An 18,465-nucleotide genomic window follows, 5' to 3' on the forward strand; every position below is an offset into this window, starting at 1 on the left:
CCGCATAAACTGATTGGTTGTGGTGATCAGTACCGGCGGACCGACCCTGGCCCAGATCCGCGCTTTCCTTGCTGTCGCGGAGTTCCTGCACTTCAGGGAGGCGGCGGCCGCACTGGGTGTGAGCCAGCCCACCCTGTCCGCGGCCCTGGCTGGATGTGAGGAAGCCTTGGGGGCCAGGCTTGTGGAACGCACCACACGTCGGGTGATGCTCACCCCGGCAGGTGAACGCATGGTGCCCCTGGCGCGAACAGTGGCCGTCGCCGTGGACGCCATGGTGGCCGAGGCCGACCTCGCGCGGCGGCCGTTCTCCGGCACGCTCCGGCTGGGCATCATCCCCACGGTGGCGCCCTACCTGCTGCCCGCCGCGCTGCGCGGACTGCGCCGCAGTTTCGGTTCGCTGGCCGTGGAAGTGCACGAGGAGCGCACCGCCCGGCTGGTGGACGGGCTGGCCACCGGGCGGTTGGACACCGCCGTGCTCGCGCTGCCCACCGGACACCGCGGGCTGGTCGAACAACCGCTCTACGACGAGGAGTTCGTGCTCGTGGTTCCGCGCGGGCACCCCGCGGCGGGGCGGGCCAGCGTGTCGCCGAAGTCCTTGCGGGAACTGGAGGTGCTGCTGCTGGACGAGGGGCACTGCCTGCGCGACCAGGCGCTGGACGTGTGCCGTGAGGTCGGCGCCGCCGGGGTGGAGTCGGCGACCAGGGCGGCCAGTCTCAGCACGCTCGTGCAGCTCGTCGCCGCTGACATGGGGGTGACCCTGTTGCCGGAGACGGCCGTGGCCGTGGAGACTCGTCGCGGCGGGCTGGCGGTCACCCGGTTCAGCCCGCAGGCGCCCTCGCGGCGGATCGGACTGGTGTACCGGGAGAGCGCTGGGCGGGGCGAGGAGTACGCCGCGATCGCCGCCGAACTGCGCCGGGCCGCCCGCGTGCGTCGGCTGCCGGTGCGCATCGCCGGGACTTGACCTGGAGTGCGCTCCAGCGTGTTCGATCGGTGCCATGACGAACTCACGACTGCGGGACAAGGTCGCCCTGGTGACCGGCGCGTCCTCCGGTATCGGCGAGGCGACCGCGGAGTCGCTGGCGGCGGAGGGCGCCTCGGTGGTGCTGGCGGCCCGCCGCACCGACCGGCTGGAGTCGCTGCGCCAGCGGCTTGAGGAGAAGGGCGCCCAGGTGCTGGCGGTCACCCTGGACGTGGCGGACGAACGTTCGTGCACCGAGGCCGTGGCCGCGACCGTGGACCGGTTCGGGCGGCTGGACGTGTTGGTGAACAACGCCGGGGTGATGCTGCTCGGTCCGATCCACCAGGCCGACACCAGCGACTGGACGCGCATGGTGAACACCAACCTGCTCGGCTCCATGTTCATGGCGCACGCCGCCCTGCCGCACCTGCTGGACACTCGTGGCACGATCGTGCAGGTTTCCTCGGTGGCGGGCCGTGTGGCGCGGTCGGGTTCCGGCGGCTACAACGCCACCAAGTGGGGCATCAACGCGTTCTGCGAGTCGCTGCGCCAGGAGGTCACCGAGCGGGGCGTGCGCGTCGTGCTCGTCGAGCCGGGGGCAGTGGACACCGAACTGCGCGAGCACATCACCAACGAGGCCGCCAAGCAGGCCATCGACCAGTTCGTCACGCAGATCCGGCAACTGCGGTCCGCCGACATCGCCAACGCCGTGGTCTACGCCGCCACCCAGCCCGAGCACGTCGCGGTGAACGAGATCCTCATCCGGCCGACCGACCAGGCCCGCTGAGACCCCATGTCATGAAAGTGCCGTTTCAGACATCAGATGTCCGCAACGGCACTTTCATGACGTCACGTCAGACCGGCCAGCAGCTCGTCCGTTCGGCTCGGGGAGCCCATCCAGGTCATGGCCACGTCGGGCCGTTCGTAGGAGCGGGCGAGCATGGCGGCGGCCTCGGGGTGCCGCACCGCGGCGGCCATGACACGGCGCACGTGCGGCTGCGACGGTGCCGTGATGGCGTGTCCGAACTGGGCCGCGGCGTGCCCGTACCGGTCCCAGTAGGCGTCGAACACGCTGGTCAGCCGTGGGGCGGACAAGTCATCGCCCAGAGCCTCGACGTAGTGGGCGGCCATGTGCACGGCCGAGTTCGCGCCCTGGCCGCTCAACGGGTCGGAGCGGGCGACGACGTCACCCAGGCCCCAGACCAGGCGGCCGGACGGCAGGGTGGTGACCGGGTGGGCGACCCGTGGCACGACGGCACCGGACAACCCGGCGGTGGGGTCGGTCAACGGCAGTGACCGGACACGGTCGTGTTCGGAGGGAGCGGATTCGCGCAGCAGGCCGAGCATCCGTGCCCGCAGCTCGACCGGGTCGGTGATGCCGCGGAACACGTCCCACGGACCGCCCACGTACGCCTCGATCATCAGCCCGCGGGCCGGTCCGTCCGCCGACCACAGCGGCACGGTGAACACCTCGCCGTACGGCGGGATCGCGGCGCAGGCCGCGGTGTCGACCACCTCGTCGGCCAGGTAGACCAGGGCCAACTGCCGTTGCGGCGCGCTGTGCGGGGTGTGTTCCGCGCGGACCGGGAACAGCGCGCCCAGTTCGCCGCGTCCGGCGGTCACCACGACGAGATCGGACCGCAGTCGCAAGGCCAAGGCGTCGACCGCCGCCACGCCGAGCGGGCCGACGTGCAGCCGACCGCGCGGGTGCTCGTCGACCTCGCCCATCAACCGGGGGAACTTGACCCGCTGGTCCACTGACTGAGCGGGGGCGGCCAGGGCGCCGCGCCACGCCATCGGGGTGCGGCCGCGCACCGCGGCGGCCAGGTGGGTGACCTGGGGCGCCTTGTCCTGCCAGTGGTCGAGCCCGTGCGCGCGCTCAACGGCCAGGGACGGCGACCACTGCAACTGCGTGGACATCGGCGGTCCGGCGGCCACCTGCTCGGGGCTCCGGTCGGTGGCCACGGTGACCTCGTGCCCGGCCCGCAACGCGAGCAGCGCGAACGTGAGCCCCGCCTGCCCCGCCCCGACGACCAGGATCCTGTGTGCCACGAAGCTTCCTCTCCCACCGCCGCGAGCCGCCCGGACAAATTGATCAAACAGCGATTCGCGGCGCGCGTCGAGGTGAGTCAGCTCAACGTGCTCAGGTCGATCTCCACCCGCTCGGGCAGACCGGTGACCAGGCTGGTGTCGTGCACTCCGGTCGCGACGTACTCACCGGTCGAGCTGTCGAGCTCGTAGGTGTGCACCGCCAGGGCCAGAGCGCCACTGGCCGGGCTCTCCACCCGCCAGTAGTACGGGATACCGGCCTCCGCGTAGGCGAGCGGCCTGGAACCGCGGTCCTCGCGCCGTGAACCGCGGAACCCCACACTTCTCTGGCAGGGTCTGCACGTCGGCAAGGGCCCACCCTCGGCACGTCATGAAGGTGCCGTTCGGGACGCTGGACGTCCCGAACGGCACCTTCATGACGTTTCGGCCACCGACAGGTGCTCGCCGAAGAAGGTCAGCACGCGGCGCCACGCGTCCTCGGAGGAGTCGTGGTGGTAGCCGAAGCCCAGTACGCGGAACAGCGGGGCGGCGGGCAGCCGGTTGGCGAAGCTGTGCCCGGCCTCGGCGTACTCCTTGACGTCGTGCGGCACCCCGCGGGCGGTCAGCTCGCGCTCCAGGGTGGCGGCGGCCCCCTTGAGGGTGAAGTCCTTGCGGCCGAAGCTGGCCACGACCGGGCAGGCCCCGTCGAGCAGCGCCCGGTCCTCGGGCAGCATGCCGTAGTACGGGGCGGAGGCGTCGAACCCGCGCGGGGCGGTGAGCAGGGCGAAACCGCCGCCGAGGCAGAACCCGGCCACGCCGACCTTGCCGGTGCAGTCGGCGCGGCCGACCAGGAACTGGCGGGCGGCCTCGATGTCGTCGAAGGCCTGGCCCCGGCCCGCGTTGAGCTGGCTGAACACGGTGCGCACGCAGCGCAGGAAGCCGCCGCGGCTGTACAGGTCGGGGACCACGGCCAGGTACCCGGCGGTGGCGAACCGCCCGGCGATGGCCCGGACGTCGTCGTGCAGGCCGGTGACGTCGGGGATCACGACGACCCCCGGCCAGGGGCCTTCGCCCAGCGGCACGGCGAGGTGGGCGTTGATCGGCCCGGACGAGGTCGGGATCCTGATGTCCACGGACCGACGCTAGCCCACGGCCTACCGCGCTGCCAGCACCTCGCGCACGAAGGCGACCACGTCGAACAGGACCTCGTCCTTGTTCACCTCGTTGAACAGCTCGTGCCGGGCGCCGATGTAGGTGTGCTCCTGGAAGCCGAGCCCGCGCACCCGGTCGGTGCCCGCGCGCGTGTCGGCCTGCTCGACGAGCGTGTCCTCGTCCCCGTGCAGCCACAGCACGGGCAGCTCGTCGCCAAGCGGCTGGTCGAAGTTGATCGTCTGCAACAGCTCGTCCAGCGCCCGCAGGGTCTCCCGCTTGAACGGCCCGTGCCACACCAGCGGGTCGGCGGCGTAGGCGGCACCGACGGCGGGGTCCCGGGACAGCGTGTCCGGGTCGATCGGCGTGTCCGGGATCTGCTCGTACTCCAGCAGGTCCAGGGCGTGCCAGCTGCCGAGCACCGGGGCGGACAGCACCATGGCGGTCAGCCGCTCGGGGTGCTGCTGGGCGTAGCGCACCGCGATCGCGCCGCCCAGCGAGTGCCCGATCAGCACCACGGGCAGCCCGGAGTGCTCGGTGCCCGCGGCCTCGATCACCCGGTCCACATCGGCGACGACCTGCTCGAAGTCGGTCACCAGCACGCGCTCGCCCGCGGAGTCGCCGTGCCCGATGTGGTCGGCGCCGATCACCACGGCCCCGGCCGTGACCAGGGTCCGCGCCACGTGCTCGTAGCGCCCCAGGTGCTCGCCGTACCCGTGCACGAGCACGGCCAGCCAGCTCGCCCCCGGGTTCGCCCAGGTGCGGGCGGCCAGCTGGCCACCGTGCCCGTTCAGTTTCCACTCGATCATGTCGGCCACCCCACCACTCCAGCACACCTGGCGGTGCGGTGGGGGATCAGACCGGGTAGAACGCGCTGCTCTCGATCGCGCCTCGGCCGCACACCTGGCCGAAGGTCCAGGCGGCGGTCATCGGCTCGGTCTCGTCAGGCGGGATCGACTCGATCTTGGTTGCGGTGGGCTCGCACGGGCCGGTGTCCGACTCCGAGCCGTCGGCGACCACCGACCAGTGCAGGGTCATCGCGGCCGCGTGCCCCGGCGCGAGGCTCACCAGGCTGGGCCCCGGCCTGGCGACCCACTTCAGGCTGGTCGGTACCGCCTTGCCGTCCGCGCCGACCAGGGCGAAACCGCCGTAGCCGTACAGGGTGCAGGTGCTCGCGCCGGTGTTGGTCACGGTGAAGTGGGCCGTGCGCTGGCCCACTCCCGCGGCGATGTCGGTGATCTTGCCGGAGAGCACGCCCGCGCTGCACCGGATCGTGCGCGGGGTCTGGAACAGGGTGGCGGTGGCCGTTTCCGGGGAGCCGCTGGGCTCGGGGGGCGCGGTGGCCGTGGAGCTGGGCGGTGCGGCCACCGCGGTGCTGCTCGGGGCTAAGACGCTGGTGGCCGGGGCCTGGGCAGCCGGTGTACTCGGGGTGAGCGGGGCCTTGTTGCTCGCCGCTGTGGGTTGCGCGCCGCCACAGCCCGCGACCACCAGACAGGTCGCGGTGCCGAGCAGGGCGGCTGTGATCGTGGTTCGGGTGCGGACCATGCTGATCACCTCCTGACCCGCCAGGGCTGCGGGTCCGCCCCCAAGACGTGCGGAGTAGTCGACTGGTTGCTCCCGGTCACTGGTCCGATCGGGTCATGCCCAGCCCTCGGCGAGCACGCGCATGCCCCGCACCGCCTCGATCCACACGTAGGTCCAGCACACCTCGCCGTCCGGCAGCGTGACGCGCACCCTGCGGTACTGCTCGCCCTCGTACTCGTCCAGCACGGGCAGGCAGGCCGCCGGATCGCGCAGGGTCAGCACCGAACCGGGCACCTCGCCGGTCCCGCCCAGCCGCAGCGCCGGGTAGCCCAGCCCGGTGTCGTACAGCGTGCCGGGCACCCGCACCGGACGGGGCCTGCCGACGACCATCGGCCTGATCAGCCGCCACGCACGACCGCCCGGTTGCAGCGTGCCGTAGACGAAGACCCTGGCGGGCCAGGAGTTCGGGTGCGGCATACCCCGCACGGTGGCCGCCCGCAGGCCGTCCGGCCCGCTGCGCCTGCCGTCCAGTTCGCGCGCGTCGGCCTGGCTCACCTCGGCGCAGCGCACCGGTTTGCCGCCTGCCAGCAGCGGGCGGCGGATCCGGGAGGCGGCCACGTAGGCCAGCACCCGGTCCACCACCGCCCCGTCCTCGAGCAGCACCCGCCCGCTGCGCACCCCCGCCAGCCGGTACCGCCTGCCCCGGCCCTCGCAGGTGTCGAGGACCCGCACCTGGTCGGGGCTGGCCAGCCACACCGCGTGCTCCTCGACCACGCCGGGCGCGGCCATCAGCGTGGCGGGCCGCTGGTCGTCGACCACCCGCAGGCCCGCGGCCCACACCGCGCTCAGCCCCTCGCAGCGCGCCCGCAGCGCCACCACCGGCCCGGTGAGTCCGAGCGACTCCCGCAGCCACGTGATCTTGGACGGGCAGGCGTTCGAGCCGTAGGCCAGCACCGGGACCCGGTCCGCGAGCGGCACCGCCCCGCGGGCGGCCAGCCAGTCGTCCAGGTCCTCGCCGGAGGAGTCCACCCGCCACCCGGCCAGACCGCGCGCGGGGCTCAGCGGCAGGCCGACCCCGTCGAGATGCACGAAGGACACGTCTGGACGGGCGCCGGGGTAGGGCGCTGCCGGGTACTCCTCGTCACGGAACGGTCTGCGCACCCAGTCGTTTCTAGTCGAAGACGACCACGCTGCGCAGCACGTCACCGCGTTGCATCCGCTCGAAGGACTGCTCCACCTGGTCCAGCGCGATCTGCTCCGTGACGAACTTCTCCAGCGGCAGCCTGCCCTGCAGGTGCAGGTCGACCAGCAGCGGGAAGTCGCGGGAGGGCAGGCAGTCGCCGTACCAGGAGGACTTGAGAGATCCGCCACGGGAGAAGAAGTCGATCAGCGGCAGCTCGAGTCGCATGTCCGGGGTCGGCACGCCCACCAGCACGACCGTGCCCGCCAGGTCCCGGGCGTAGAACGCCTGCTTCCAGGTCTCCGGGCGGCCGACCGCGTCGATCACCACGTCGGCGCCGAAGCCCCCGGTCAGCTCCTGGACGCGCGCCACCACGTCCCCGCCCTCGCGGGCGTTGAGCGTGTGCGTGGCGCCGAACCCGGTGGCCCAGTCCAGCTTGCGCTGGTCCACGTCCACCGCGATGACCTTGCTCGCCCCGGCCAGCACGGCACCGGCCACCGCCGCGCCGCCGACCCCGCCGCAGCCGATCACCGCCACCGTGTCGCCCCGGCCCACCCCGCCGGTGTTGATCGCCGCGCCCAGCCCGGCCATCACCCCGCAGCCGAGCAGCCCGGCCACCTCGGGCCGCACCCGGGGGTCCACCGGGGTGCACTGTCCACTGTGGACCAGCGTCTTCTCGGCGAACGCCCCGATGCCCAGCGCGGGGCTCAGCGGCTGCCCGCTGGCCAGGGTCATCGGCTGGGCGGCGTTGAACGTGTCGAAGCAGTACCAGGGCCGTCCCCGGCGGCAGGCGCGGCACTGGCCGCACACCGCGCGCCAGTTCAGGATCACGAACTCGCCGGGGGAGACGTTGTGCACGCCCTCGCCGACCTGTTCCACGACGCCCGCGGCCTCGTGGCCGAGCAGGAACGGGAACTCGTCGTTGATGCCGCCCTCGCGGTAGTGCAGGTCGGTGTGGCAGACCCCGCACGCCTGCACCTTCACCACGACCTCGCCGGGTCCCGGGTCGGGCACCAGCACGGTCTGCACACCGACCGGCTCGCCCTTGCCCATCGACACGACTCCGCGAACCTCGTGCGGCATCAGCCCACCGTCCCTCCGGCATCCTCGCCAACTCCGTGAGCAGCCTGGCACGCCCATGCGGCTATCGCGACCCCCGCACGGGTCGAAACCCCATGAACGATCGTTCGTTGAACAGGCTGTGCGAGCAGAACCAGTGAGTGCCGCCGTGGAGATCGCCGCCCCGGCCGAACGGGTGTACGAGTTGGTCAGCGAGGTCACCGGGCAGCACCGGTTCACCGCCGAGTGCTCCGGCTCGCAGTGGCTGGGCGGGGCGACCGGGCCCTCGGTGGGGGCGCGCTTCCGGGGCAGCAACCGGCACGGCGGGCGGCGCTGGTCGACCACCGCGCGCGTGCTGCACGCCGAGCCCGGCAGGCGGTTCGGCTACCTGGTCAGCAGCCTGGGCATGGCGCTGGCGGAGTGGGAGTACCTGATCGAGCCGACCGGTTCGGGCTGTCGGGTGGAGGAACGAACGGTCGATCGCCGCAACGCGCTGTTCCGCGCCGTGATCGGGCCGCTGGCCACCGGGGTCCGCGACCGGGCGGCGCACAACCGACGCAACATCGTCGAGACCCTGCGGAAGCTGAAGGAACTCGCCGAGCAATCCTGACGCGGGCAAAGGGAAAGCCGGTCAGGGCCGCGCACGATGCGCGTCGGCACGGTCCTGACCGACTTAGTCCAGAAAGCGTAGCGGATTGGGCAATCCGCCAACAGCTGCGTTCGGGGGACCAGTGGTGTCCTGGGTCACACCGGCCGGGTGTCGCATCAGCGCGGCGGCCAAGCGGTCGCGTCCAACAGGCCCAGCGTGTACGAACGTGCGATCAGTGCTGCCCGATTGGGTACGGACAGCCGGGCGGTGAGCCGGGTCAGGTGGTAGTTGACCCCGTCCGCGGTGATGCCCAGCTCGGCGGCGGCCTCGGCCGAGCTCGCCCCGCGGGCCACCAGCCGCAGCACCGCCCGCTCGCGCTCGGTCAGCTCGGGAATCACGTTGTGCCGCAACGGATCCGGCTGGAGCGTGACGAGCAGTCCGGTGCCCTCGTCGTCGTCGACGGCCTGCACGGTGACCTGGCCGGTGCCCTGGGCCCAGCGCACCGCGAGCACCCGGCGGGTGCGCCGCCCGGTGACCAGGTCGCGCACCACCCGCTCGTAGTCCCGCTGTGAGCGGGGCTGCACCAGCTCGATGACCGCACGACCGTGCAGGTTTCTGGGGGAGGTCCCGAACAGCTCGGCCATGGCCGGGTTCACGCCCAGTACGGTGCCGTTGACCAGGCAGATCGCGGTCGGCACCGGGGTGCGGTCCAGCAACGCGAAGAACCTGTTGCGCCACACGGCCAGCTGCCGCCGGGCGAGCTGGAGCTCGGCGATCTCGTGCTCCGGGTCACCCACCGGGCAAGACTACAAGATCCTGTAGTCCGACTCGTGGCAGTGCCCTCCCGGTGCTGCCAGGCTGGGAGCCAGCGGGAAGACAATGAATCTGGGGCGAGGTAGAACGATGGCTACACCCGAGACCACCGGGATCGACACGACCGGCATGCCGCACCCGGCGAACCGGATCCCCTTCGTCGGCGACGTGCTCGGAGTCTCCGGGGACACACCGATCCAGGACAACATGAAGCTGGCCAAGGAACTCGGCCCGATCTTCGCGAAGCGCTTCTTCGACAACGAGGTCGTGCTGGTCTCCGGCGCCGACCTGGTCGCGGAGCTGTCCGACGAGACCCGGTTCGCCAAGCACGTGGCACCGGCGCTGGCCAGGATCCGGGGCATCGCGGGCGACGGGCTGTTCACCGCCTACAACCACGAGCCCAACTGGCAGAAGGCGCACGACATCCTGCTGCCCGCCTTCTCCATGCAGTCCATGCGCGGCTACCACCCGACCATGCTGGAGGTGGCCAACCGGCTGGTCGCGCACTGGGACGCGCACGTGGACGGCCCACTGGTGGAGGTCGCCGAGGACATGACCCGGCTGACCCTGGACACCATCGGCCTGTCCGGGTTCGGCTTCGACTTCACCTCCTTCGAGCGCGCCGAGCCGCACCCCTTCGTGCAGGCCCTGGTTCGTTCCCTGGCGCACGCCCAGGCCAAGAGCCGCGAGCTGCCCTGGATCGGGCCGATCCTCAACCGGGGCGCCGACGAGCGTTTCGCCGGGGACGCCGAGTTCATGGCGGGCATCGTGGACGAGGTGATCAAGGCCCGCAAGGACAGCGGGGACACCGCCACCGAGGACCTGCTTGGCCTGATGCTCAACGCCCCGCACCCGGTCTCCGGTGAGGTGCTCGACGACGTCAACATCCGCAACCAGGTGATCACCTTCCTGATCGCCGGGCACGAGACCACCTCCGGCGCCCTGTCCTTCGCGCTGCACTACCTGGTCAAGAACCCCGCGGTGCTGGCGCGGGCGCAGGCCGAGGTGGACGCCATGTGGGGCGACCAGGCCGACCCGCAGCCCACCTTCGAGGAGGTCGGCAAGCTGCGCTACGTGCGGCAGGTGCTCAACGAGGCCCTGCGCCTGTGGCCGACCGCCGCCGCGTACTCCAGGGAGGCGACCCAGGACACCGTGCTCGGCGGGCGTTACCCGGTGAAGAAGGGGCAGTGGGTGGTCGTGCTGGCCCCCGCGCTGCACCGCGACCCGGTGTGGGGCGACAACGTGGAGGCCTTCGACCCCGAGCGGTTCACCCCCGAGCGCGAGAAGGCCCGCCCGGTGCACGCCTTCAAGCCCTTCGGCACCGGCGAGCGCGCCTGCATCGGCCGCCAGTTCGCCCTGCACGAGGCGACCCTGCTGCTGGGCATGCTGATCCACCGCTACCGGTTGCTGGACACCGAGGACTACCAGCTCAAGGTCAAGGAGACGCTGACCCTCAAGCCCGCCGGGTTCCGGCTCGGGCTGGCCCGCCGCACCTCGGCCGACCGCAGGCAGCCGCAGGTCACGACCACGCAGGAGCACAGCACCGGCGGCACGAACGGTCGTGCCAGGCAGGGCACCGCGCTGACCGTGCTGCACGGCTCGAACCTGGGCACCTGCCGCGCCTTCGCCCGCCAGCTCGCCGACGAGGGCGAGGACCGGGGCTTCACCGCGATGGCCGCCCCGCTGGACGAGTACGTGGGCAAGCTGCCAACCGACGGGCCCGTGGTGATCGTTGCCGCTTCCTACAACGGAAAGCCCACCGACGACGCCGCCCAGTTCGTGGGCTGGCTCGCGGAGTCCACTGAGGACGACCTGTCCGCCGTGTCCTACGCGGTGCTCGGGGTCGGCGACCGCAACTGGGCGGCCACCTACCAGCACGTGCCCACGCTGATCGACAACCGGCTCGCCGAGCTGGGCGGCACCCGGCTGGTGGACCGCTGCGAGGCCGACGCCTCCGGCGACCTGTCCGGGGACGTGGAGACCTGGAGCGACGCCCTGTGGCGCGGTCTGCTGGAGCGCTACGGGGACCCGGACGCCGAGCCCGCCGCCGAGCCCACCTCCGACCGGCTCTACGACATCCAGGTCCTCAAGGGCGGGGTCACCTCGGCGCTGGACGCGCGCTACGAGGTGGCGCCGATGACGGTGCTGGCCAACGAGGAACTGGTCGACGTGGACAGCCCGATCGGCCGTTCCAAGCGGTACCTGCGCATCGCGCTGCCCGAGGGCGTGACCTACCGGACCGGCGACCACCTGACCGTGGTGCCGGACAACCCGCCGGAGCTGGTCCGCAGGGCCGCCGACCGGTTCGGGGTGGACCTGGACCTGGTGCTGTCGATCAACCCGAGGCAGAAGACCCGCCGCGCGCTGCCCATCGACCGGCCGCTGACCGTGCGCCAGCTGCTGACCCACTTCGTGGAGTTGCAGAACCCGGCCACCCAGGCGCAGGTCGCGGTGCTGGCCGAGGCCAATCCCTGCCCGCCGGAGCGCAAGGCGTTGCAGGCACTGGCCCAGGACGCCGAGGAGTTCGCCAGGTACGTCACCGACTGCGGTCGCAGCGTGCTGGACCTGCTGGAGGAGAACCCCGCCTGCCAGCTGCCCGGCGAGGTGTTCCTGGAGATGCTCTCCCCGATCCAGGCCAGGCACTACTCGATCTCCTCCTCGGCCAAGGCCAGCCCCGGCGAGGTGGAGCTGATCGTGGGCGTGCTCTCCGGCCCGGCGCGCAGCGGGTCGGGCACCTTCCACGGGGTGTCCTCGTACTACCTGTCCACCCTGGCCGCCGGTGAGCGGATCCGCGCCAGGGTGGACCCGGCCCGCGAGGCGTTCCGCGCGCCCGAGGACCCGGCCACGCCGGTGATCATGATCAGTGCGGGCACCGGGCTGGCGCCCTTCCGCGGCTTCATCGGCGACCGGGCCCAGCAGGCCGCGGACGGGGTGGAACTGGGGCAGGCGCTGTGCTTCTTCGGCGTGCGCCACCCCGAGGTGGACTACCTGCACCGGGCCGAGCTGGAGGCCGCGGAGAAGGCCGGTGTCGTCTCGATGCGGCCCGCGTTCTCCCGTGCCCCGGTGGACGAGTGCAAGTACGTGCAGGACCGCATCGCCGCCGACGGGGCCGATGTCTGGGCCGTCATGCAAGCGGGCGGCCGCGTCTACATCTGCGGTGACGGCAAGGGAATGGCGCCCGCCGTGCGCGAGGCGTTCAAACGCGTGCAGCGGGAGAACACCGGCGGGGACGAGGCCGCCGCGCGGGCCTGGCTGGACGGGCTGATCAGCGAGGACCGCTACGTCGAGGACGTCTGGGCGGGCTGATTGTCCTTGCGGGACACCGGGTCGCGGGCGTTCACGTCGATGAACTTCGGCGAACCCCTTGAAACGGCCCGGTGTTCCGCCCTACCGTGCCAGGCACCGCCGCCCACACCAACGCCGCCCTGTTGGTTGGGAGACAAGAACGCATGGCACGAGCAACGTCGCTGGTCCGTCGCGCACTGATCGCCGCACTGGCGCTGGCCGCCCTCGCGGGCGGCTCCGCCGCGGCCGGTCCTACGGCCACCACCTGGTCTGGGAACTTCACCGGTTTTCCCGGCACCTCCTGGCAGAACTCCTGGGGCATCTCCGGCAGTGGCCAGTGGGGCTTCAAGGACCTGAAGGCCAGCGGGTCCGCACTGGACGTCACCTATGGCAAGGGATCCTCGGCCAACTCCTGCACCAACTGCCCGAACACCGGAGGCGGGCAGTTCTACCAGGACCTGGCCAAGGCCGGGCACGCCGACCTCCAGTCGGCCACCACCCTGTACCTGCGCTACCAGGTGCGGTTCCCCTCGAACTTCGACTTCGGCAAGGCGGGCAAGCTGCCCGGGTTCTACGGCGGCACCCCGGGCAGCGAGAGCGGGGGCAACCACGGCAACGGCTGGTCCACCCGCTTCATGTGGCGCATGAAGAGCGGCAGCTCCGCCGGTGAGGTCTACGTCTACACGCCCTCCGGTGACGGCTACGGCGAGGACATCGGGCTGGGCAGCTGGAAGTTCGCCGCGGACGACAAGGCACACACCATCGAGCAGTCGGTGAACCGCTCCACCGGGGTGGTGACGGTCTGGTACGACGGGGCCCAGGTGCTGTCCAGCAAGTCGGTCACCGGGATCTCCGGCATCAAGTTCGGCGGCGTGTTCTTCTCCACCTTCTTCGGCGGCCACGACACCAGTTGGGGGCCGAAGTCCACCGTGCACGCGTACTTCTCCGACTTCTCGGTGAGCACCGCGAAGAGCTGACTCAGCCGGCCGACCAGTTCGGGTCCCGCCCGAACCGGGCCAGCAGCGCCTCGCCCGCCGAGGCGCCCTGCGGCACCGGTACGGGCGGGGCGAACGGCCTGCGCACCGGCTGGCCGTCCGGCCGCACGAACGGTCGTGCCATCAGTTCGGCGGCGATCCCCGCCAGCTCCTCGTCCGGTTCCGCGGGCGCGCCGATCGACTTGGCCAGGTCCCAGCGGTGCACCAGGCAGTCCACCAGGTGGAAGACCACCGCCGTCGCCGCGGCGAACTCCCCGCCCAGGTCGATCAGGTACACGTTGCCGCGCAGCGCTCCGTCCTCCGCGAAGGCCGCGCACACCTGGGCCGCCGACTCCCGATAGGCCCCCGCCGGGTTGCCGCCCAGCTCCCCGCTGTCCCAGACCGCCAGCCCCGGTCGCTCACCGCGCGCGGCCGCCGCGAAGCCCAGGTTCTGGCTCACCTGGTGGCGCAGCAGCCCGCGCACCGTCCAGTCCGCGCACGGGGTTGGCAGCGCCAACTGGTCGGCGCGCACCAGATCGATCAGGTCCCCGAACTGGTTGACCGCGCGTTCGTGCAGGTCGAGCAGGTCCATCCCGGCCCCCTCCGTCGCCAGCAAAGTGTACGAACGATCGTACTATTAGTTCGCGCCAACTGGCAGCCCGTGCCCACGGCCCTACGATGAGGTCATGATCGACGGGCAGTCGGACGGCCGGGTCCAGCGCGGGGACAGCACGCGGCGCGCGATCCTGCGCCGTGCCGCGGACATCGCCTCCGTCGAGGGCCTGGACGGGCTGTCCATCGGCAGGCTCGCCACCGACCTGGCGATCAGCAAGAGCGGGGTCTTCGCCCACTTCGGCTCCAAGGAGGAGCTGCAGCTGGCCACCATCCGGGCCGCCACCGCGATCTTCACCGAGGCGGTGGTCGACCCGGCCATGGCCGAGCAGGCCGGGGTGCGCCGGGTCCGCGCCCTGGTCAACGGCTGGCTGAAGTACTCGGCGGGCCGGGTGTTCCCCGGCGGCTGCTTCTTCGCCGCGGTCACCGGGGGCTCCGGCGCCCGCGAGGGCCGGGTCCGCGACGCGCTGGCCGAGGCGGGCACCCGGTGGACCGCCCTGCTGGTGACCGCCGTGGCCGAGGCCCGCGAGTTCGGCCAGTTCGGCCAGGACACCGACCCGGCCCAGCTGGCCTTCGAGCTCGACGCGTTCGCGCACGCCGCCAACACCGCCTCGGTGCTGCACGGCGACGGGGACGCCTACATCAAGGCCAGCCTGGCCGTGATGAACCGGATCAGCGCGGCGTCCCCGAGCCCGCTGATCTGATCAGTCCCGGCCGCGCGGGGTGTAGATGTAGGCCACCCCACCGGAACCGCCGCCCACCGAGCCGTCGGCCAGGTGCCGCTTGGTGCGCAGCCACACGTTCTCGAACTGGGCCCGCTTGTAGACGTTGCGCACCGCGTTGTCGTCCTGGGAGGCCGGGTCGTTGACGATCACGTCCCCGGTCTCGGTGAAGCCGACCACCACCATGATGTGGCCCGAGGTGCTGTACCCGGCCCCGTCCAGCTCGCTGGCCAGGAAGGACTGCGAGGTGATCACCGGGATGCCGCGCCTGATGTACCGCTCCAGCTCGGTCAGCGAGTGCAGCCGGGTGACGTGCGCCTGCAACCCGTAGCTGGCGGCGTAGGCGGCGTTGAACGGCCAGTTGCCCGCGCCCTGGTAGTCGTAGTCGTAGGTGCCGCGCGCGGCCAGGTCCACGCTGGGGTCGGCGTAGCTCGGGTCGACCCAGGCGAGCTGGTCCTCGGTCGGGTGCTTGCCCCAGTACTCGATCACCATCTGGCTGGAGGTCGGGCTGCACCAGGCCTCACCGCCGCCGTCGTACTGCGGGTACTCGCCCTTGTGCACGTCCTGCGAGTAGCGCGGCACCGGCAGTTCCACGCCCCAGGCCCCGCCGCCGGGGCTGGTCGGCACGGTGAACCGGTCCGGCACCGCGGAGGTCATCGCGCCGACCATGCTCAGCCGGGGGCTCTGCTGGGCGCCGCGCAGCCGGTACAGGGTGACGCGCAGCTGGTAGGAGTTCAGGGTCACGCCGCTGGCCGACTCGAAGGTGTCCACGTCCACCGTGCCCGCGGCGTCGCTCTGCCCGGACACGCTGCGGCGCTGGATGTCGCTGTCGCCCGAGGCCCACTGGCCCATCACGTACCAGCCGGTGCTGACCCCGGTCGAGGTCCTGCCGCGCATCTCCACCTGCAACCAGGTGCCCGCGGGGGTCGTGGCGTTCCAGGAGGCGATCAGCTGGGTGGCGCCGAAGTGCTGGCTGTACCGGGGAGAGGTCCAGCGCCCGTACTCGTAGGTCGTGGTGGTGCCCAGCTTCGGTTCGGTGCGCACGATCGTGCCGACCGGCCTGCTGATCACCAGCCCGCCACCGGCGTGCGCGCGCAGGCCCTCGTACTGCCCCGCGTCGAACTCGTCCTCGGTGTGCCAGCGGTGGAAGTCGATGGCGGCACCCGTCCCGCTACCGGGCTGGCCCGCCAGCGTGCCCGCGCTCGCCGGGGCCAGGGCCAGTTGTGCGAGCAGCGCCGCCGTCGCGGTCCCCGCCAGCGCGAGCCTGATCACCTTCGCCGGTAGTGCGGTCATCGCCGCACCTCGCTGGCGCTCGGCGCGGCGCTTCGCGCGCGGCCTGTGCTTGATGGTTCGCTCGCAGGCTCGCTCACTGGTCCTCCAGGGTCCGGGGGCGGCTCTCGTGGTGACCGCGGTCCAGTGCGGTCACCGAGTACGCGTGGTGCTCGCCGGCGGTGGCCGACGTGTCGGTGTAGCCCATCACCGGGCCGGTGGCACGAACGGTCGTCAGCAGCCGGCCGTCCCGGTAGATGCCGTACGAAGTCGTTGTGGGCCAACCGAGCCAGCTCAGCACCCGGTCGTACGCGCACAGGGCGAGCGGGGCGGGCGGCGTGTGCCCCGGCAGTGTGGCGCGCACCGGGACCAGCGCGGGTTCCCGGTACAGGTCGGTGCGCAGCCGGTCGGTGAAGCCCAGCTTGTTGCCCAGCAAGGCGTTGGCGTTGAAGAAGATGTCACCGGAGACCCCGGGCGTGGCCCGGTTCAGCGCGAGGTGGCTCGGCATCTCCTCGGGGTTGAGCCAGGCGGGCGGGTTGGCGATGCCGATCCGGGAGGCCGACTGTCCTATGTAGAGCGAGACGCCGGTACCCCTGACCTCGTTCGCCCACCAGGGCAGCAACTTGGCGTAGTCGGCGACGGTGAAGCCGATTGGCCAGTACAGCTGCGGTGCCACGTAGTCGACCCACCGGTTGCGGATCCAGGTCCTGGTGTCGGCGTACAGCTCGTCGTAGTCGTGCACGCCCGCGGTGGTGTCCGAACCGGTCGGGTCGGTGCGCTTGTCCCGCCACACCCCGAACGGGCTGACCCCGAAGGCAAGCCAGGGCTTGGCCGCGTGCAGCTGCCGGGACAGCTCGCGCACCAGCTGGTTGACGTTGTCCCGCCGCCAGTCGGCCCGGTCCGGGAACCTGGCCGCGCCCCAGGTCTGGTACGCCTGCTCGTCGGGGAACGCCTGACCCGCCACCGGGTACGGGTAGAAGTAGTCGTCGAAGTGCACCCCGTCCAGGTCGTACCGGGTGGCCGTGTCCAGGATGACCCGCTCGACGAACGTTCGTGCGGCGGGCACGCCGGGGTTGTAGTAGAGCTGGCCCCCGTAGCTGACCACCCAGTCCGGGTGCAGCCGCGCCGGGTGGTTCGGCGCCAGCTTGGCCGGGTCGGGCTGCTGGCTGATCCGGTACGGGTTGAACCAGCCGTGGAACTCCAGGTCGCGCTGGTGCGCCTGCTGGACGAGGAAGGCCAGCGGGTCGTAGCCGGGGTCCTGGCCCTGGGTGCCGGTCAGGTACTGGGACCAGGGCTCCAGCTTCGAGGGGTAGAACGAGTCGGCGGTCGGCCGGATCTGCACGAACACCGCGTTGATCCCGGTCGCCTTGGCGCGGTCGAGCAGGCCGAGGTACTCCGCCTGCTGCTGCGCCACCGGCAGGCCGGGGCGGGAGGGCCAGTCGATGTTGGCCACGCTGGCGATCCACATGCCGCGCAACTCCCGCGCCGCCGGGCTGGGCGCCGCCGAGGCCGTGCCGGAAAACTGCACGACCGTGCCGAGGACAATCGCGAGCACTGCTGCCAGTACTCCAGCGAACCTGCGCACCGCCGGTCACCTCTCCGCCTGTCGCGAGACGCTTTGTCAGCGATTTTCGCGATGGAGCCCAGCGCTGTAAATAGCTGGCGAAGTGCAGGTTCCGGCAAGACCCGCTAATCGGCCGTTCGGTCCAGCAGCCGGGAGACCAGCAGCACGCAGGCGGTGGCCACGAAGAACCCGCCCACGGTGTCGGTGAAGTAGTGGTAGTCCAGACCGATCAGCGCGATGGCCACCACGACCACCGCCGCGAGCAGCAGCAGGTGCACGACCGTTCGTGCGGCGAGGGGCAACCGGGCGGCGAGCAGTGCCAGTACCGTCGCGGTGGCCGTGATCGCCGTGGTGTGCCCGCTGGGGAAGGCCAGCCACGAGCCGTAAGTGCGGTGCACCAACGGTTTGAGCACCAGCTCGGTGAGCAGCATCGCGGCGGTCGGCCCCAGCACGGCCAGCAGTGCGAGCTCGCGGTCGCGCCGCACCAGGGCCAGCACCAGGACGAGGGCCAGCACACCCACCAGCACCGGCAGGTCAGCCAGGTGCACGACCGTGCGGAGCAGGTCCTGGCTGAAGGTGCGCTCGATCCAGCCGTCCACGGCCAGGTCCAGCCCGGTGCCACGGCGCCCGTGCCAGGTCAGCGCGGACAGCGCCGCCACCACGAGGGCGCTCAGCCAGAGGTAGGCCGTGATCGCCTGCCGGAGACGATGATCAGGGTGCACAGCACGAGCGTACGGAC

General features: G+C 71.7%; 18 protein-coding genes. 6 read left to right on the top strand and 12 right to left on the bottom strand.

Translation table 11 applies throughout. The features are described 5' to 3' along the window. The first annotated feature begins 19 nt into the window (after positions 1 to 19). Positions 20 to 961: a hydrogen peroxide-inducible genes activator gene (locus KALB_RS03250; protein WP_025354292.1), complete on the top strand. Its 942-nt coding sequence runs from the start codon at positions 20 to 22 to the stop codon at positions 959 to 961. A 34-nt stretch (positions 962 to 995) separates the two neighbouring features. Then, positions 996 to 1,745, top strand: a complete 750-nt coding sequence (locus KALB_RS03255) for an SDR family NAD(P)-dependent oxidoreductase (RefSeq protein ID WP_025354293.1) — start codon at positions 996 to 998, stop codon at positions 1,743 to 1,745. Positions 1,746 to 1,807: 62 nt separating this feature from the next. On the opposite strand, the gene KALB_RS03260 is transcribed toward KALB_RS03255, so the two are convergent. From KALB_RS03260 to KALB_RS03290, 7 genes are all read right to left on the bottom strand, one after another. After that, complete coding sequence (locus KALB_RS03260; protein ID WP_025354294.1) at positions 1,808 to 3,010, bottom strand: styrene monooxygenase/indole monooxygenase family protein; 1,203 nt, start codon at positions 3,008 to 3,010, stop codon at positions 1,808 to 1,810. A gap of 77 nt (positions 3,011 to 3,087) precedes the next feature. Next, on the bottom strand, positions 3,088 to 3,327 hold the full coding sequence (locus KALB_RS03265) for a Uma2 family endonuclease (protein WP_025354295.1): 240 nt from the start codon (positions 3,325 to 3,327) through the stop codon (positions 3,088 to 3,090). Positions 3,328 to 3,420: 93 nt separating this feature from the next. Continuing rightward, positions 3,421 to 4,119: a dienelactone hydrolase family protein gene (locus tag KALB_RS03270; RefSeq protein ID WP_025354296.1), complete on the bottom strand. Its 699-nt coding sequence runs from the start codon at positions 4,117 to 4,119 to the stop codon at positions 3,421 to 3,423. 21 nt (positions 4,120 to 4,140) lie between these two features. Continuing rightward, positions 4,141 to 4,944 carry an alpha/beta hydrolase gene (locus tag KALB_RS03275; RefSeq protein ID WP_030108238.1) on the bottom strand — a complete coding sequence of 268 codons (804 nt, stop codon included), beginning with the start codon at positions 4,942 to 4,944 and terminating at the stop codon, positions 4,141 to 4,143. A 46-nt stretch (positions 4,945 to 4,990) separates the two neighbouring features. Then, positions 4,991 to 5,680 carry a DUF4232 domain-containing protein gene (locus tag KALB_RS44775; protein ID WP_035967838.1) on the bottom strand — a complete coding sequence of 230 codons (690 nt, stop codon included), beginning with the start codon at positions 5,678 to 5,680 and terminating at the stop codon, positions 4,991 to 4,993. A gap of 93 nt (positions 5,681 to 5,773) precedes the next feature. Beyond that, the gene (locus KALB_RS03285) at positions 5,774 to 6,820 is read right to left on the bottom strand and encodes a gamma-glutamylcyclotransferase family protein (RefSeq protein ID WP_025354299.1); all 1,047 of its coding nucleotides are present in this window, start codon (positions 6,818 to 6,820) and stop codon (positions 5,774 to 5,776) included. 10 nt (positions 6,821 to 6,830) lie between these two features. Then, positions 6,831 to 7,922, bottom strand: a complete 1,092-nt coding sequence (locus KALB_RS03290) for an S-(hydroxymethyl)mycothiol dehydrogenase (RefSeq protein ID WP_025354300.1) — start codon at positions 7,920 to 7,922, stop codon at positions 6,831 to 6,833. Positions 7,923 to 8,055: 133 nt separating this feature from the next. On the opposite strand from KALB_RS03290, the gene KALB_RS03295 reads away from it, so the two are divergent. Further along, a complete protein-coding gene (locus KALB_RS03295; RefSeq protein ID WP_236650162.1) occupies positions 8,056 to 8,508 on the top strand; it encodes an SRPBCC family protein in 453 nt (150 codons plus the stop codon). Between the two features lie 155 nt (positions 8,509 to 8,663). On the opposite strand, the gene KALB_RS03300 is transcribed toward KALB_RS03295, so the two are convergent. Beyond that, positions 8,664 to 9,284: a LuxR C-terminal-related transcriptional regulator gene (locus KALB_RS03300; protein WP_025354302.1), complete on the bottom strand. Its 621-nt coding sequence runs from the start codon at positions 9,282 to 9,284 to the stop codon at positions 8,664 to 8,666. A gap of 106 nt (positions 9,285 to 9,390) precedes the next feature. Between KALB_RS03300 and KALB_RS03305 the strand changes: the two genes are divergently transcribed. Both KALB_RS03305 and KALB_RS03310 read left to right on the top strand, forming a co-directional pair. Next, on the top strand, positions 9,391 to 12,606 hold the full coding sequence (locus tag KALB_RS03305; protein ID WP_025354303.1) for a bifunctional cytochrome P450/NADPH--P450 reductase: 3,216 nt from the start codon (positions 9,391 to 9,393) through the stop codon (positions 12,604 to 12,606). 143 nt (positions 12,607 to 12,749) lie between these two features. Then, a complete protein-coding gene (locus KALB_RS03310; protein WP_025354304.1) occupies positions 12,750 to 13,562 on the top strand; it encodes a polysaccharide lyase in 813 nt (270 codons plus the stop codon). A gap of 1 nt (position 13,563) precedes the next feature. Here the strand turns inward: KALB_RS03310 and KALB_RS03315 are convergent, their stop codons facing one another. After that, positions 13,564 to 14,151, bottom strand: coding sequence for a TIGR03086 family metal-binding protein (locus KALB_RS03315; RefSeq protein ID WP_025354305.1), 588 nt, complete (start codon positions 14,149 to 14,151; stop codon positions 13,564 to 13,566). A gap of 94 nt (positions 14,152 to 14,245) precedes the next feature. Between KALB_RS03315 and KALB_RS03320 the strand changes: the two genes are divergently transcribed. After that, the gene (locus tag KALB_RS03320) at positions 14,246 to 14,875 is read left to right on the top strand and encodes a TetR/AcrR family transcriptional regulator (protein WP_025354306.1); all 630 of its coding nucleotides are present in this window, start codon (positions 14,246 to 14,248) and stop codon (positions 14,873 to 14,875) included. Here KALB_RS03320 and KALB_RS03325 read toward each other — a convergent pair whose 3' ends face one another. The 3 genes from KALB_RS03325 to KALB_RS03335 all read right to left on the bottom strand — a co-directional run bounded on the left by KALB_RS03325 (position 14,876) and on the right by KALB_RS03335 (position 18,448). Continuing rightward, positions 14,876 to 16,186, bottom strand: coding sequence for a C39 family peptidase (locus KALB_RS03325; RefSeq protein ID WP_025354307.1), 1,311 nt, complete (start codon positions 16,184 to 16,186; stop codon positions 14,876 to 14,878). It lies immediately after the preceding gene. 73 nt (positions 16,187 to 16,259) lie between these two features. Beyond that, positions 16,260 to 17,747, bottom strand: coding sequence for a glycoside hydrolase family 10-like protein (locus KALB_RS03330; RefSeq protein ID WP_030108809.1), 1,488 nt, complete (start codon positions 17,745 to 17,747; stop codon positions 16,260 to 16,262). Between the two features lie 104 nt (positions 17,748 to 17,851). After that, on the bottom strand, positions 17,852 to 18,448 hold the full coding sequence (locus KALB_RS03335; protein WP_025354309.1) for a phosphatase PAP2 family protein: 597 nt from the start codon (positions 18,446 to 18,448) through the stop codon (positions 17,852 to 17,854). Between the last annotated feature and the right edge of the window lie 17 nt (positions 18,449 to 18,465).

The organism is Kutzneria viridogrisea DSM 43870 (assembly GCF_000525635.1).
Classification (GTDB): Bacteria; Actinomycetota; Actinomycetes; order Mycobacteriales; family Pseudonocardiaceae; genus Kutzneria; species Kutzneria viridogrisea.

Coding starts and splice junctions, on each gene's coding strand:
- KALB_RS03255 (WP_025354293.1), top strand. CDS start 996: ATGACGAACTCACGACTGCGGGACAAGGTCGCCCTGGTGACCGGCGCG.
- KALB_RS44775 (WP_035967838.1), bottom strand. CDS start 5,680: ATGGTCCGCACCCGAACCACGATCACAGCCGCCCTGCTCGGCACCGCG.
- KALB_RS03315 (WP_025354305.1), bottom strand. CDS start 14,151: ATGGACCTGCTCGACCTGCACGAACGCGCGGTCAACCAGTTCGGGGAC.
- KALB_RS03320 (WP_025354306.1), top strand. CDS start 14,246: ATGATCGACGGGCAGTCGGACGGCCGGGTCCAGCGCGGGGACAGCACG.
- KALB_RS03275 (WP_030108238.1), bottom strand. CDS start 4,944: ATGATCGAGTGGAAACTGAACGGGCACGGTGGCCAGCTGGCCGCCCGC.
- KALB_RS03325 (WP_025354307.1), bottom strand. CDS start 16,186: ATGACCGCACTACCGGCGAAGGTGATCAGGCTCGCGCTGGCGGGGACC.
- KALB_RS03305 (WP_025354303.1), top strand. CDS start 9,391: ATGGCTACACCCGAGACCACCGGGATCGACACGACCGGCATGCCGCAC.
- KALB_RS03290 (WP_025354300.1), bottom strand. CDS start 7,922: ATGCCGCACGAGGTTCGCGGAGTCGTGTCGATGGGCAAGGGCGAGCCG.
- KALB_RS03310 (WP_025354304.1), top strand. CDS start 12,750: ATGGCACGAGCAACGTCGCTGGTCCGTCGCGCACTGATCGCCGCACTG.